General features: G+C 61.8%; 13 protein-coding genes. 7 read left to right on the top strand and 6 right to left on the bottom strand.

The window, feature by feature from the left end:
* Nucleotides 1-101 precede the first annotated feature (101 nt).
* Nucleotides 102-2,231, bottom strand: coding sequence for a mechanosensitive ion channel family protein (locus AACU78_RS05800; RefSeq protein ID WP_106580228.1), 2,130 nt, complete (start codon nt 2,229-2,231; stop codon nt 102-104).
* 177 nt (nt 2,232-2,408) lie between these two features.
* On the opposite strand from AACU78_RS05800, the gene AACU78_RS05795 reads away from it, so the two are divergent.
* From AACU78_RS05795 to AACU78_RS05775, 5 genes are all read left to right on the top strand, one after another.
* A complete protein-coding gene (locus tag AACU78_RS05795; protein ID WP_106580227.1) occupies nt 2,409-3,611 on the top strand; it encodes an MFS transporter in 1,203 nt (400 codons plus the stop codon).
* A 212-nt stretch (nt 3,612-3,823) separates the two neighbouring features.
* The gene (locus AACU78_RS05790; RefSeq protein ID WP_106580226.1) at nt 3,824-4,750 is read left to right on the top strand and encodes a DUF72 domain-containing protein; all 927 of its coding nucleotides are present in this window, start codon (nt 3,824-3,826) and stop codon (nt 4,748-4,750) included.
* Nucleotides 4,747-5,523 (top strand): endonuclease/exonuclease/phosphatase family protein, encoded by a 777-nt coding sequence (locus AACU78_RS05785; protein ID WP_106580225.1) that lies wholly within the window; start codon nt 4,747-4,749, stop codon nt 5,521-5,523. The genes AACU78_RS05790 and AACU78_RS05785 overlap by 4 nt, the downstream gene beginning before the upstream one ends.
* Nucleotides 5,520-6,782: a cardiolipin synthase ClsB gene (gene clsB, locus AACU78_RS05780; protein ID WP_106580224.1), complete on the top strand. Its 1,263-nt coding sequence runs from the start codon at nt 5,520-5,522 to the stop codon at nt 6,780-6,782. Before AACU78_RS05785 ends, clsB begins: the two co-directional genes overlap by 4 nt.
* Nucleotides 6,772-7,728, top strand: coding sequence for a lysylphosphatidylglycerol synthase domain-containing protein (locus AACU78_RS05775; protein WP_106580223.1), 957 nt, complete (start codon nt 6,772-6,774; stop codon nt 7,726-7,728). Before clsB ends, AACU78_RS05775 begins: the two co-directional genes overlap by 11 nt.
* Nucleotides 7,729-7,838: 110 nt before the next feature.
* Here the strand turns inward: AACU78_RS05775 and AACU78_RS05770 are convergent, their stop codons facing one another.
* On the bottom strand, nt 7,839-8,594 hold the full coding sequence (locus AACU78_RS05770; RefSeq protein ID WP_106580222.1) for an alpha/beta hydrolase family protein: 756 nt from the start codon (nt 8,592-8,594) through the stop codon (nt 7,839-7,841).
* Nucleotides 8,584-9,693: a DUF3182 family protein gene (locus AACU78_RS05765; RefSeq protein ID WP_106580221.1), complete on the bottom strand. Its 1,110-nt coding sequence runs from the start codon at nt 9,691-9,693 to the stop codon at nt 8,584-8,586. Before AACU78_RS05765 ends, AACU78_RS05770 begins: the two co-directional genes overlap by 11 nt.
* A 239-nt stretch (nt 9,694-9,932) precedes the next feature.
* Here AACU78_RS05765 and AACU78_RS05760 point away from each other — a divergent pair, with 239 nt between their 5' ends.
* Nucleotides 9,933-10,496 carry a cysteine hydrolase family protein gene (locus AACU78_RS05760; RefSeq protein ID WP_106580220.1) on the top strand — a complete coding sequence of 188 codons (564 nt, stop codon included), beginning with the start codon at nt 9,933-9,935 and terminating at the stop codon, nt 10,494-10,496.
* A gap of 21 nt (nt 10,497-10,517) precedes the next feature.
* Here the strand turns inward: AACU78_RS05760 and tam are convergent, their stop codons facing one another.
* Complete coding sequence (gene tam / locus AACU78_RS05755; RefSeq protein WP_106580219.1) at nt 10,518-11,279, bottom strand: trans-aconitate 2-methyltransferase; 762 nt, start codon at nt 11,277-11,279, stop codon at nt 10,518-10,520.
* Nucleotides 11,280-11,381: 102 nt separating this feature from the next.
* Here tam and AACU78_RS05750 point away from each other — a divergent pair, with 102 nt between their 5' ends.
* The gene (locus tag AACU78_RS05750; RefSeq protein WP_106580218.1) at nt 11,382-12,290 is read left to right on the top strand and encodes a LysR family transcriptional regulator; all 909 of its coding nucleotides are present in this window, start codon (nt 11,382-11,384) and stop codon (nt 12,288-12,290) included.
* 412 nt (nt 12,291-12,702) lie between these two features.
* On the opposite strand, the gene AACU78_RS05745 is transcribed toward AACU78_RS05750, so the two are convergent.
* Nucleotides 12,703-13,230, bottom strand: coding sequence for a single-stranded DNA-binding protein (locus AACU78_RS05745; RefSeq protein WP_010467282.1), 528 nt, complete (start codon nt 13,228-13,230; stop codon nt 12,703-12,705).
* A gap of 9 nt (nt 13,231-13,239) precedes the next feature.
* Complete coding sequence (locus AACU78_RS05740; protein ID WP_106580217.1) at nt 13,240-14,634, bottom strand: MFS transporter; 1,395 nt, start codon at nt 14,632-14,634, stop codon at nt 13,240-13,242.
* Nucleotides 14,635-14,647 lie beyond the last annotated feature (13 nt).

Here is a 14,647-nt window from a genome sequence, read left to right as displayed (position 1 = left end):
GCCTCATCGCAGGCAAGCCAGCTCCCACATTGAACGGGTTCACACGGTCAAAAGGTGGGAGCCGGGCTTGCCCGCGATGGGGCCAGCCCAGACACCTTCCCTCACTGGGTACGCGGCTGCTCGGTCAACACCACCGAAGCCGGCGCTTCTTCATCCGGCTCATCCACCTGCGCTGTACGCTTAGGCAACAAAACCTGCTGTGGATAAGTTTGCGCGAAGTGCACCTCATCACAGTTATCCACAAGCTTTTTCAAGCGCTGGTTGAACGCGCGGCTCACCGCGTATTGCCCGCCTGACACCGTGCGAAATTGCGCGGTCAGCACCACGCCGTTGAGGTCCATCTTGTCGACGCCAAACACCTCCAGCGGCCCTTGCAGGTTGTACTTGAGGAACACATCGTCGCGAATCGATTGCCCGGCCTCGCGGATCAGGTCCACGGCCTTGTCCACATCGGTGTCGTAGGTGAACTGCACCGAGAAAAACGCATAGGCAAATTGCCGCGACTGGTTGGTGACCGCCTTGATCTGCCCGAACGGCACCGAGTGAACAAAACCCTTGCCGTCGCGCAGGCGCAACGTCCGGATGGTCAGGCCCTCTACGGTACCGGCGTGGCCGGAGTCGAGCACGACCCAATCGCCGATGGACAGCGTGTCCTCGATGATGATGAACAGGCCAGTGATCACATCCTGCACCAATTGCTGCGAGCCAAAACCGATGGCCAAACCAACCACACCGGCACCGGCCAGCAGTGGCGCGACGTTGATGCCAAGGTTGGCCATGGTGGTGATTGCGCAGATCACCACCAGGATGATTTTCACCGCGTTACGCAGCAGCGGCAGAATGGTTTTGACCCGCGTACTCGGCTGACGGCTGGAGCGCTTATTGACCGGGGGTTTCAGCGCTTCCTGAATCGCGGTGTCGAGCACCACCCAGAACAACCAGGTCACCAGCAGGATCAGGCCGATGCTGCTCAGGGAGTCGCTGATCGCGCGGCCCACCGAGTTGCGCTGGGCAAATTCGAACAGCGAGACGCCCCAGATACGGCCCAGGATTTCGATAAACGCGATGGCCATGGCGATGCGCAAGATCGCGTGCAACAGGCTGAGGAAGCGCTCCTTGTAGGCGCTGCTGCGCTGGATCGCCACCTGGCTGCGGGACTTGAACAGGTGTTGCAGCACGGTGCTGAGAAACACCGTGCCGATCAGCAAAATCGTGGTGAACAGCGCGCAGCGCAGCGCCTTCTGGTTATCGTCGCCCGCGCCGATGAGGTTGATCGCCGAGACCAGCACCATCAACAGAATCGGCCAGTACCACAGCCCGGAAAACACCCGCAGCGATTGCTGCAGCGCAGGGTGTTTGAGGCGCTGGGCCAGTGGTCGATTGCGGATCAAATGCGCCACCGGACGGCGCAGGCGCACCACCAACACCCCGAAAATCACCGCCGCGAACAGGCCGGTGAAAACCGCAATGCTGCTGGTGATATTGCCACCCAACTGCCGGGCGATCTGCGGGCTGGTCAGCGCGTCGCTGAGGGCGGCCAGGAAGCCGATCAGGAACAGCGGCTTGGGGCAGTAGTCACGAATGATCTGCACGGCCGGGCGCTTGTGGCCCAGATTGAACATGACGATCACGCACAACAACATCGACGTAGAAAAGATGCCGCTGCTGGTGGCGTAGGCAAAACACAGCGCCAGCGCGCGGCCCACCGACGAGGCCAGGAAGTGGCTGACGTAGAGGGTCAGCGGCAGACAGATGAGCGCGGGGATTGTGTAGGGCACCACGTACCCCAAGACTGCCAGCAAGCGTTCGCGCCGTTCGACGAACGACCGACGACTCAAGCGCTGCACAACAAAGCGCCCCAGCAGGGTCAACACCACAAAGGCGCCAACCCAGACGCCGGACAGCAACAGGAAGTCGCCGGCCACGCTCCACGGCGACCGTTCGGCCGTCTGGTCGACCAGGCGCCCCACCTCGTCCGCCGCGCGATCGGCACGCAAGCGCCAGGCGTCGATGAGGTTCTGGTTAAGGTCGAGCTTGTCTTGAACATCGTCAATGCTGGAACTGATGGCGCCCAGCAGGCCGCCCTCGACCAGCAACTCCGGTTTAGCGGGCGCCGCCGCTGCGGCTGGCGCGGCCGGCGCTGCGGCGGCCGCTGGCGTAGCAGCTTGCAATGCGCCATTGCCACACAACAGCAGCGCACCAAGCAGTAATGCAGTCTTTAAATTCAGCAAAACACCGGGCTCCATCAGCAGGGTCTGTAAGGAACTGACGGGTTTGAGCCTTGATCGTTCCCCGCCATTGGGCATCTTTGCCTCCCGGTCAAATATCAAATGCTGATCACTGTCTTTTTCCGCACAAGCCAAATCCCGACACTGCGCTCCTGAATCACACCCATCGGAGTTGCAGCCATGCCCATTGCCCTGCTCGCGCTGACCCTCAGCGCTTTTGCCATCGGGACGACCGAATTCGTCATCGTTGGCCTGTTACCCACCATCGGCGCCGACCTGGGCGTCGACCTGCCGTCCGCCGGCTTGCTGGTCAGCCTGTACGCCTTGGGCGTGGCCATTGGCGCGCCGGTGCTCACCGCCCTCACCGGCAAAGTGCCGCGCAAACTGCTGCTGTTGTCGCTGATGGTGCTGTTCACCCTCGGCAACCTGTTGGCCTGGCAGGCGCCGAGTTATGAATCGCTGGTGCTGGCGCGGATCGTCACTGGCCTGGCCCACGGGGTGTTTTTCTCGATTGGCTCGACCATCGCCACCAGCCTGGTGCCCAAGGAAAAAGCCGCCAGCGCGATTGCGATCATGTTTACCGGCTTGACCGTTGCACTGGTCACCGGCGTGCCGCTGGGCACGTTTATCGGCCAGCACTTCGGTTGGCGGGAGACGTTCCTCGCCGTCTCGGCCCTGGGGGTGATCGCGTTTATCGGCAGCCTGATCTATGTGCCGAACAGCATCGCCCACAGCAAACCCGCCTCGTTACTGCAACAACTGCAGGTGCTCAAGCAGCCGCGCTTGCTGCTTGTGTACGCCATGACCGCCATCGGCTACGGCGGCTCGTTCATCGCGTTTACCTTTCTGGCGCCGATCCTTCAGGACATTTCCGGCTTCAGCGCCGGCACCGTCAGCCTGGTGCTGCTGGTGTACGGCATCTCGGTGGCGGCGGGGAATATCTGGGGCGGCAAGCTGGCCGATAAACGCGGCCCGATCAGCGCGTTGAAAATCATCTTCGCCTTGCTCGCGGCGGTGCTCTTCATCCTCACCCTGACCGCCAGCAACCCCTGGCTGGCGCTGGCCACCGTGCTGGTGTGGGGCGCGGTTGCCTTCGGCAATGTGCCGGGCCTGCAGGTGTACGTGGTGCGCCAGGCTGAACATTACACCCCGCAGGCGGTGGATGTGGCGTCGGGCTTGAACATTGCGGCGTTCAACCTCGGAATCGCCGGCGGCGCCTGGGCCGGGGGCTTGATCGTGGCGCACATGGGCTTGATCCATACCGCGTGGATCGGTGGCTCAGTGGTGTTGGTGGCCCTGGCGCTGACGGCGTGGAGTGGCCGATTGGACCGGTTGGGGCCGGTGTATGCCGACAGCTCGACGCGCACGGCAGTCGGACACTGATTCAGCCACGACGCACATCCAATGTGGGCGCTGGCTTGCCTGCGATTGCGGTACGCCAGCGTCGCATTCAGCGCCGGCCCCATCGCTATCGCAGGCAGCCCGCTCCCACATTCCTTACCTTGTACCGTCTGTAGGAACGGCGAAACTTTCCGACAAAAACCGCAGTCATCCCAAAACGGAGGTCACTTGACCCTACATCCACGGGAGTAATCATGGCGGCGATTCACATCGGCATTTCCGGCTGGCGCTACACGCCCTGGCGGGGGGATTTCTACCCCGAGGGCCTGACCCAGAAACGCGAATTGCAATTTGCGTCACGCGCCGTCAACAGCATCGAAATCAACGGCTCGTTCTACGCCCTGCAAACACCCAAGCGTTATGCCGAGTGGTACGCCGACACGCCTGAGCATTTCATGTTCAGTGTGAAGGCACCGCGCTACATCACCCACATTCTGCGCTTGCGCGATGTGCACAAGCCGATGGCCAATTTCTTTGCTTCCGGGGTGCTGGAACTGAAGGAAAAGCTCGGGCCGATCCTCTGGCAATTCCCGCCCAGCTTCACATTCGACCCGCCACTGTTTGAAGCCTTTCTTCAACAACTCCCCACCGACACTCAACAGGCCGCCGCCCTCGCCCGCGAGCACGAGCCGCGCCTGAACGGCAAGGCGAGCATGCAAGCCCATGGCAAAAAGCCGCTGCGTCATGCGGTGGAAATTCGCCACAAGAGTTTCGCAGTGCCGGAGTTTGTGCAGATGCTGGACAAGCACGGCGTGGCACTGGTGGTCGCCGATACCGCCGGCAAGTGGCCGTATATCGAAGACGTCACCGCCAACTTCCTGTACCTGCGCCTGCACGGTGACAAAAAGCTCTACGCCAGCGGCTACACCGCCGAGGCGATCAAGCGTTGGGGTGACCGCATCGATCGCTGGCGCCAGGGCAAACAGCCGGAGGATGCGCATTTGGTCGACCCGAAACACACGCCACGCGCGCGCAAGCAACGCGATATTTTTTGCTATTTCGACAACGACATCAAAGTGCGCGCGCCCTTCGATGCGCGCCAACTGTTGCAGCGCTTCGAGCTGGATAAACACTTGGCCACCGAGCCCGGCACGTTGCCAGAACCCGGGGTGCTGCCATGACCCATCCGGAATTGATCCCCGCCACGCCCACTACCGCCATCACGCGCTTCAAAGTGCTGACGGTGAATATCCACAAGGGGTTCACCGCGCTGAATCGACGCTTCATCCTGCCCGAGCTGCGTGAAGCGGTACGCAGCGTGGGCGCCGACATGGTGTTCTTGCAGGAAATCCACGGTACTCACGAACGCCATCCCCAGCGCTACCAGGACTGGCCGAAGATACCGCAATACGAGTTCCTGGCCGACAGCATCTGGCCGCAGTTCGCTTACGGGCGCAACGCGGTCTACCCGCACGGCGACCACGGCAACGCGTTGCTGTCCAAATTCCAGATCGTGCGCTACGACAACCTCGACATCTCGCAAAGCGGCCATGAGAGCCGCGGGCTGCTGCATTGCGTATTGCGCCTGCCAGGCACCGGCCAAGAGGTGCATGCGATCTGCATGCACCTGGGCCTGCGCGAGGTGCATCGTCAGCAGCAATTGCGTTTGCTGGAACAGCGCATCAGCGAAATCCCGGCCGACGCGCCGCTGGTGGTGGCCGGTGATTTCAACGACTGGCGCCAAAAGGCCGACCTGAGCCAGAGCGGTCTCAAAGAAGTGTTTGTTGAAGCCACTGGTAAGCCCGCGCGCACGTTTCCGGCGCGCCTGCCGCTGTTACCGCTGGACCGCATCTATGTGCGCAACCTGAAAATTCACAACCCCAAGGTACTGACTACCCGGCCGTGGTCGCATCTGTCAGACCATGTGCCGTTGTCGGTGGAGATCGAGTTATGACCGTCGCGGTAGAGCACATTGCCACCGACCAGCCGCCAGATGACGCCAAGGCGCGTGATGTCGATTACGGCTGGCAGAGCGGCAACCGTCTTGAGTTGCTGGAGAACGGCGAGGCTTACTTCCCCAGGGTGTTTGAAGCGATGCGCGATGCCCAGCGTGAGATTTTGCTGGAGACCTTTATTCTGTTCGAAGACAAGGTCGGCCATGAGCTCAAAGGCATCCTGATTGAGGCGGCGCAGCGCGGCGTCAAGGTGGTGGCCAGCCTCGACGGGTTTGGCTGCGGCGAGCTGAGCCCGGCGTTTCTGGGTGAGCTGGCCGAGGCTGGCGTGCTGGTGCAGATGTTTGACCCGGCGTCGAAAATGCTGGGGATTCGCACCAACTGGTTCCGTCGCCTGCACCGCAAGATCGTGGTGGTGGACGCCACCGTGGCGTTTATCGGCGGGATCAATTTTTCTGCCGACCATCTGGGCGATTTCGGCCCCGAAGCCAAGCAGGATTACGCCGTGCGAGTGACCGGCCCTGCGGTCGCCGACCTGCATCATTTTGCCCTCGCCCAAAGCGGCCGCCAGGTGCGCACGCGGCGGGGCTGGCGACGACGCCAGCAACGGCCGTCCCTGTGGACAACGGCCAATGAAGAGGGTCTGGTTCGCCTGATTTACCGCGACAACGTGCAGCACCGAGACGATATCGAAGAGGCCTATATCCACGCCTTGAGCAAGGCGCAAAAACGCGTGGTGATTGCCAACGCCTACTTCTTCCCCGGCTACCGCCTGCTGCGCGAGATTCGCAATGCCGCGCGCCGTGGCGTGCACGTGCAACTGATCATGCAAGGCCAGCCCGACGTGCTGTTGGCCAAGCTGGCGGCGCGCATGCTTTATGACTATTTGCTCAAGGACGGCGTGGTGATCCATGAGTATTGCCAGCGCCCGCTACACGGCAAAGTCGCGTTGGTGGATGACGAGTGGAGCACCGTAGGCTCAAGCAACCTGGACCCATTGAGCCTGTCCCTGAACCTGGAAGCCAACGTGTTGATTCGCGACCGCGCGTTCAACCAGCAGCTGTACGAACGCCTGGAACTGCTCGCCCACGAGCACTGCCGGACCATGCCGGAAAACCGCAAGCCCCGCCTGTGGTTATGGCGGTTGACCGTAGGGTTTTTGGTGTTTCATGTGATGCGCCACTTCCCCGTGCTGACGGGCTGGCTGCCCGCGCATAAACCGCGTTTGAAACCCTTCGAGAGCCAGGCCCATGACCTCTGAAGCCGGTGGTTCACGTCTCAAACGCTGGAAGAAGCCGCTGACCGTTGTCTTCTTCCTGGTGTTGATCGCGCTGTTCACCCTGCTGGCACGGCGCATCGACTGGAGCGAAGTGCTGCAGACGCTCGGCGACTTCAAGCTGCGCACATTGCTGATCGCCAGCGCGCTGACCCTGTGCAGTTTTCTCGTCTATGCCAGTTTCGACCTCATCGGCCGCACTTACATTCGCCAACCGCTGGGTTGGAAGCAAATCCTGCCGGTGGGGATCATCAGCTACGCGTTCAACCTCAACCTGAGCGCGTGGGTCGGCGGGATTGCCATGCGTTACCGGCTGTATTCGCGGCTTGGGGTGAGCACCGGCAATATCGCCAAGATCCTTGGGCTGAGCCTGGCCACCAATTGGTTCGGCTATATGGCGCTGGCCGGTGTGGTGTTCAGCAGCGGTTTGGTGACGATGCCGCCCGGGTGGAAAGTCAGCACCCTGGCGTTGCAGGGCATTGGCGTGGTGCTGGTGTTGGCCAGCCTCGGCTACTTGGCGGCGTGCCGGTTCTCGAAGAAGCGTGCGTGGTCGATCAAGGGCATCGAGATCAATCTGCCGTCGTTGCGCATGGCGTGTTTGCAGTTGGCCCTGGGCGCGTTGAACTGGTCGTTGATGGCAGCGGTGATTTTTACCTTGTTGCCGGCCAAGTTGGACTATCCGCTGGTGCTGGGGGTGTTGCTGATCAGCGCGATTGCCGGTGTGGTTACGCATATTCCAGCGGGGCTTGGGGTGTTGGAGGCGGTGTTTATTGGCTTGCTGCAGCATGAGGCGTCGCGCGGGAGTTTGCTGGCCGGGTTGATTGCCTATCGGGCGGTGTACTTCATTTTGCCGCTGGTGATTGCGTTGGTGATGTACCTCGCGGTGGAGGCCAAGGCCAAGGCGTTGCGGGTTAAAAAGACACCAGCTTGATGCAGGTTGGCAGGACCTGCGCCATCGCGGGCAAGCCCGCTCCCACAGTTGGAATGCATTTCACTGTGGGAGCCGGGCTTGCCCGTGATGGCGCTTGAGAGGGCAACGCTTTATCGGGCCTGGATGATGCTCAACCGCTCGCCCACCACCATCTCGGTAATCCAGTCCACCAGGATTGAGGTGTAGGCCTGCTGCGACACCGGGTCGCTCAACGAGTGGTCGGCGCCGTCGATGATGCGGTGGGTCAAAGAGTGAGTCTGCTGGCACGCCGCGCGGTAACTCATGATGGTGGCGTGGGGCACGTGGTCGTCGGTTTCCGACTCGACAATCAGCACATCGCCGGTGAATTTCGCGCAGGCATGCAGGGCGCGGTTGGTTTCGGCGTGCACCAGGGTGCTGCGGTAATCCATCAGGTCGACCTTATCCAGATCGCGTTTGGGCTTGAGCCATTCCTGGTCGCGGTACAGCGCCGGCACGCGCAGCGCCAGCCAGCGCACCGGGCGCAATGAGGTGAGGATTGCCGCCAGGTAACCGCCGTAGCTGGTGCCCACCACCGCCACGGCCGAGGTGTCGATGGCCGGGTGCGACAGCAAGCGGTCGTAGGCCGCCAGCAGGTCGCGCAGGTTGTCTTCGCGGGTAACGCGCGACAACGGAATACCGGTGCCGGCGTGGCCGCGCAAATCAAAAGTCAGGCATACACAGCCCAGGCCGGCAATGCCTTTGGCGCGCTCAAGGTCGCGCTCTTGGCTACCGCCCCAACCGTGCACAAACAACACGCCTGGCACTTTGGATTTGGGGCTCAGGAATGTCCCGCTCATTTGCTCGTCGTCGATGTCGATCGCAATGCTTTCACTTCTAGCCGTCATAAGATTTAACCGTCACGTACTTGAGAAGAAAGTCGCTGTTGTCTGCAGGGCCGCGGTACACCTCGATGGCGTCCGCCGGCAGCGGTTGGTCCACGTAGGTTTCCACCGATGAAACGTGGATGGCACGCAGGCTCGGGTTATTGATGAAGCTTTGCAGCGCCGCGACTTCCGCGCTGCTGGCGCCGCCCATGCGCCAGGATTGTTCGAGCACGCCGCTGCGGCGTTGGCCGTCACTGTCCAGGCCTTGGGCAATGTCGTAGTTGCGGCGCGAAGCGTAGAAACCAGGGTAGGCCTCATCGGCGGCCGTGTCGAAAACCTGGGCTTGTTCGATGGCCTCACGCACGTCGTCGGGCAGGTCGAGCTGCAACAGGTCGGCGTAGTGGCCAGGCACGACGAGTAAGTCGGAGCCGCCGTAGACCGCTTCGCCCTGTCCGTCTTCAGTAAGGTACTGCTGGCCGCAGTAGCTGATGACGTGTTCGCCGATAAAACTCTGGCCCACGCTATGGGTGATCACCTCGTGCAAGTCCTGCTCAAGCACCACGCCTTCCGTAAACAGCGTTGCCACGTCGGGTCGCGCCAGCAGCGCTTCGAACTCATCGAGACTGTGGATAACTTCCTGTCCCCGACCGGCGCAGGCATGCACAGGCTTCAGGCGGATCGGCCCGCTGTAGAGCAAGCGCGTGGCGGCGGGCAATGCGTCTTTAAGGGCAAAGACGCTAAGGCCATCGAGGACGACCGGGCGCACCCGCTCGGTAAACGCCGACGACCAGCCTTGCGGCGCCGTCGCTTCGGGACTCAGCAGGCCATGGGTAATGGCTTTGGTGCAGATGAAATCGTAGTCGACGTAACCGCCCCACACATCCTCTGGGCCTTTCACCTGCAGCGCCAGCGCCTGGGCGGCGCCCACCAGGGTTTGCGTTGGCAGCACATACACGTCACGCCCGGCATGTTGCTGCGGGTCGTAACTGCCGCCGAATTTCAGCCCCAGAATCTGTGCCAGCCACCGCGCCAGCGCCCGGTTGGTTTCAACCTCGTGCTGCGGCGCGCCCGCTCGCGTGGAATGAGCAACCACCAGCTTCTTGCGTTGAGTCGGGGTCATGCGTCCCCCTTGGCTATCCCGCCATGTGTGTACACCCATGGTTGCAGGGATCAGGCCAAGACGATTTCAGGAAAGAGCGTCTCTAAATCAATCAGTTGCTTAAAAAGCGATGGCAGTTGGCCTGTCTTATTCTGCACGACAGGCGGTTGAACAGCCGGCGTTCTGCACGATTCCCTCAGCCGCTGCGGCTGGCGCCAGCTAAGATACGGGGCCCTTCACTCTGCAACGAGACATCACCCATGGCCAAGCAAGCGCTCATCCTGATCGACATTCAGAACGACTACTTCCCTGGGGGCAAGTGGCCGCTCGACGGCGTGGACGCGGCGGCCGACAAGACCGCGCAGGTGCTGCAGGCCTTTCGCCAGGCGGGCGACGCGGTGATTCACGTTCGCCATGAGTTCACCTCCGAGGACGCCCCCTTCTTTACACCGGGTTCCGAGGGCGCGCACCTGCATGCCAAGGCCGTGAACGAGGCGAATGAACCGGTGGTGCTCAAGCACGTCGTGAATGCATTTCGTGGGACGGATCTGCGGGCGTTGCTGGAGCAACGGGCCATCACCGAAGTGGTTGTGGTGGGCAACATGAGCCACATGTGCATCGACGCCGTGGTGCGGGCTGCGGCGGACCTGGGCTACAAGGTCACGCTGTTGCATGACGCGTGTGCGACACGGGGCCTGGAATTTAACGGGCAAGTGATTCCGGCAGCCCAAGTGCATGGGGCCTATATGGCTTCACTGGCTTTTGCCTACGCGGACGTGGTGTCGACGGCGGAGTACTTGAAGGCACAAGCGGCGGCGGCATGACCGCCACTTGTGTACCGAGCGTCAACGGGTCGCGATGATGAAAAGGCGAGGGAACGGCAGCAACACAGTGCCATCGCCCAGTGCTGGATACGCCTGGGTAATCCGCGTCTGATATTCATGCAGGAAGGCGACTTTTTCGCGCTCGGTCAACGGTGCGAGGAAGGGCCGTAATGCCGACCCCTTGAACCATTCCACCACGGCGCCGTGATCCGCCAGCGGGTGCAGGTAGGTGGTGCGCCACACATCGACAGTGCTGCAGTGCATGCTCAACAGCTCGTAGTAATAGCTCGCCGTGTGCCGTTCATTGTGTTTGACCGAACCGATCTTCGCCGCCCATGGGCCCTGGGCAGCGACTTCGCGCGCCAGCCGGTGGGCTGGTTCGTCGAGGTTATCCGGGGTCTGCACCGCCAGCGTACCGCCAGGTGTCAGTTGGCTGACCAGGTGCGGGTAGAGCGTGGCGTGGTCCGGCAACCATTGCAGCGAAGCATTGGCCAGAATCACATCACATGGCTGTGCCGGTGCCCAGGTGCCGATGTCGGCCAGTTCGAAATTCAGCGCCGGCAGGCGTTTGCGTGCGTCGATCAGCATGTCGCCGGAACTGTCCATGCCGGTGACATGCGCCTGCGGGAAACGCTCGGCCAGCACTTCGGTGGAGTTACCGGGGCCACAACCAAGGTCCACCGCGGTGTTTACCGGGCTATCTGGAATGGCCGCGACCAGGTCACGAACCGGACGGGTGCGCTGCTGTTCAAACATCGTGTACTGCTTGGCTGACCAGGTCATCACGGCTTTCCTTCTTTTTCGAGAGTGGCCACAGCCTAAATCTTGTGAGGCATGAGAACAAATGCCAGGATTGGCGACCTCCCATACCTTGAAAGTATCCCTATGCTGGAACTTCGCCAACTCAGAGCCTTCGTGGCAATTGCCGAGGAAGGCTATATCACTCGCGCGGCGCAACGCCTGGGCATGCAACAACCGCCGCTGACCCGAATGCTGCAAAGCCTTGAGGCCGAGCTAGGCGTGACATTGATGGAGCGCCTGCCGCGCGGCGTGCGCCCCACGACTGCCGGCTTGGCATTGCTGGATGAAGCACGAGAAGTCTTGGCGCGGGCCGATGGTATCGCCGATATCGTGCGGCGCGCCGCCCGCGGTGAGCGTGGCCGGTTGGCTATCGGTTTTACCAGTTCGGCGGCATTGCACCCGTTCGTGCCCAGCGTTTTGCGCGTGTTTCGCGAAACGTTTGTCGGCGTCTCGGTGGCCCTGGAAGAAGCGGGTACCGGCGAGTTGCTGGACGCGCTGGCCCATGAAAGACTCGACGCAGCGTTTATCCGCTCGCCGCTCAGCGGCAGTCAAACGCTGCAGGACCAGCCCATTCTGGTGGAGCCGATGCTGCTGGCGCTGCCTACCGATCACCCGCTGGCAAACGACGCCGCAACTCCCCTGCCCCTGGCGGCACTGGCCACCGAAGCCTTCGTGCTTTATCGGCGTCGCGTCGGTCTGGGTTTGTATGACGCGATTCTGGTGGCCTGCCGTGAAGCGGGTTTCAGCCCGCAGGTGGTCCAGGAAGCACCGCGCATGACCGCGACATTGAGCCTGGTGGCGGCGGGCCTTGGCGTCTCCATCGTGCCAGCGTCCATGCAGCGGTTACGGGGGGATGGCATTGTTTATCGCGAACTGACGGACTGCCAAAGCCTGGTGGCGCCATTGCATTTGGCGACGCGGGTCGGTGACGGCTCGGCGGTGTTGCAGCGCTTCAAGCAAATGGTGGTCAGCGCCGCCGCGAAGGACGCCTGAGCGTCGGCGGCAGAACCTTTGCCGCCAGGCAGCTGGGGATCAGTTGTTGAGGGCCGCGGGTCTCACGCGCGGCCACTTACTCATGTACGGTTCGCCGTTGAGGGGAGTTCTTCGCCCAGGCTGCCATTCGGCATGGGCGTCAGCACGGTTGGGGTCAGCCATTTGTGCTTGGGCAGGCGAAGCAAGAAGCGTGTTCGACACAGTGTTTATCCATGGTTGTGTGATCGACAGGCCTGAGTAAGAACCGGGCTCTGGCGCGCACGTCAGTCATCTAACGCGGTATGACAGCCGATCGGGTGCTAGTGGCATTTGAGCGTCCCGCGCCCATTTCCGAGAGGCACCGCAGTTTCTGTGGGCAAAGAAAAAGCCCCGAGAGCATGGCTCGCGGGGCTTTGAGCGAAGACGTTACCGATTAGAACGGGATATCGTCATCAAAGCTGTCGAAATCCGGAGCAGGCTGTGGAGCGGCCTGCTGTGGAGGTGGCGCCTGACGCGACTGCTGCGGTGCCGACTGCTGCGGACGCGGAGCCTGCTGGCGTGGGGCCGGAGCGGACTGCTGGTAGTTGTTGCCCCCGCCTTGTTGATCGCCCTGCTGTGGACGGCCGCCGAGCAGTTGCATGGTGCCTTGCATGTCGACCACGATTTCAGTGGTGTAACGCTTGATGCCGTCTTTTTCCCACTCGCGGGTTTGCAGTTTGCCTTCGATGTAAACCTGCGAACCTTTACGCAGGTACTCGCCGGCGATCTCTGCAACCTTGCCGAACATCGACACGCGGTGCCATTCGGTTTTCTCGACCTTCTGGCCGGTCTGCTTGTCAGTCCACTGTTCGCTGGTCGCCAGACTCAGGTTGGTCACGGCGTTACCGTTAGGCAAGTAGCGAACTTCGGGATCCTGGCCGCATGTACCGACCAATATGACTTTGTTAACCCCACGGGCCATAACGTTCTCCTAAGCTGGGCGCGCTGTCGGCACTGGGTTGACCAGTTGCTCGAGCGTCGCGCGATCCAATAATTCGGTGTCCAATTTGATGTAGATGGCGGCTTCTTCAGCAATAACCACAGCATCCGTAACCCCAGCGACGGCCTTAAGGCGCTCAACCAGACCGGCTTCGCGGATCGCTTCTGGCGATAACGGCAAACGCAGGCTCGTCACATAGGGAGGTTCGCGCATGGTAACAGCAAAGGCTAGCCAGAGGGCAGCCAGACCTGCGCATCCCAGGAACACAACCGACAAACCGCCATGCTGGAACATCCAGCCGCCCATGATGCCGCCAAGCGCAGAGCCGAGGAACTGGCTGGTGGAATAAACCCCCATCGCCGTGCCCTTGCCACCGGCCGGTGAAACTTTACTGATCAGCGAAGGCAGCGAAGCCTCCAGCAGGTTGAACGCGGTGAAGAACACCACCGTACCGATTACCAGCGCCCGCAGGCTGTCGCCGAATTCCCAGAAGAATAGCTCAGTGAGCATCAATGTCGCGACGGCGCCCAGGAGAACTCGTTTCATTTTGCGTTTCTTCTCGCCGTAGATAATGAACGGGATCATGGCGAAGAACGAAATCAGCAAGGCGGTCAGGTAGACCCACCAGTGCTGCTCCTTGGGCAGGCCGGCTTTTTCGACCAGGGCCAGGGGCAGCGCGACGAAGCTGCACATCAGCATCGCGTGCAACACGAAGATACCTAAATCCAGACGGAGCAGGTCCGGGTGCTTGAGCGTCGGCAACAATGCCTTGCGTGCGACGCCGGACTCACGGTGCTGCAAGGTGCCGGTGGAGCGCGGCACCATGAAGGCCACAATCACGATCCCGAACAACGCCATGCCGCCCGTGGCCAGGAACAGCCCGTGCAAACCAAAGGCGCGCGTCAGCAATGGACCCACCACCATGGCCACCGCGAACGACAGGCCGATGGTCATGCCGATCATGGCCATGGCCTTGGTGCGATGTTGTTCGCGGGTCAAGTCCGAGAGCAGCGCCATGACCGCTGCGGAAATTGCGCCGGCGCCCTGCAGCACGCGCCCGGCGATCACGCCCCAGATCGAATCCGACTGCGCGGCAAGCACGCTGCCGAGCGCGAACACAATGAGACCCAGGTAAATCACCGGGCGACGGCCGATGCGGTCGGAAATAATCCCGAACGGAATCTGGAAAAGCGCCTGGGTCAGGCCATAGGCGCCAATCGCCAGGCCGATCAGGGCGGGGGTCGCGCCTGCGAGATCCATTCCATAGGTCGCCAGCACCGGCAACACCATAAACATGCCAAGCATACGGAAGGCGAACACCAGGGCCAGACCGCTTGCTGCTCGGGTCTCGCCGCTACTCATGCGTTCGCTGTGGGGATCGTGCATGGAAAAACCTCGT

Origin of the sequence: Pseudomonas sp. R9.37 (assembly GCF_963878885.1) — a bacterium.
GTDB lineage: Bacteria > Pseudomonadota > Gammaproteobacteria > Pseudomonadales > Pseudomonadaceae > Aquipseudomonas.
The sequence above is the reverse complement of the archived record's forward strand: the minus strand, read 5'-3'. Positions and strand labels throughout refer to the sequence as shown.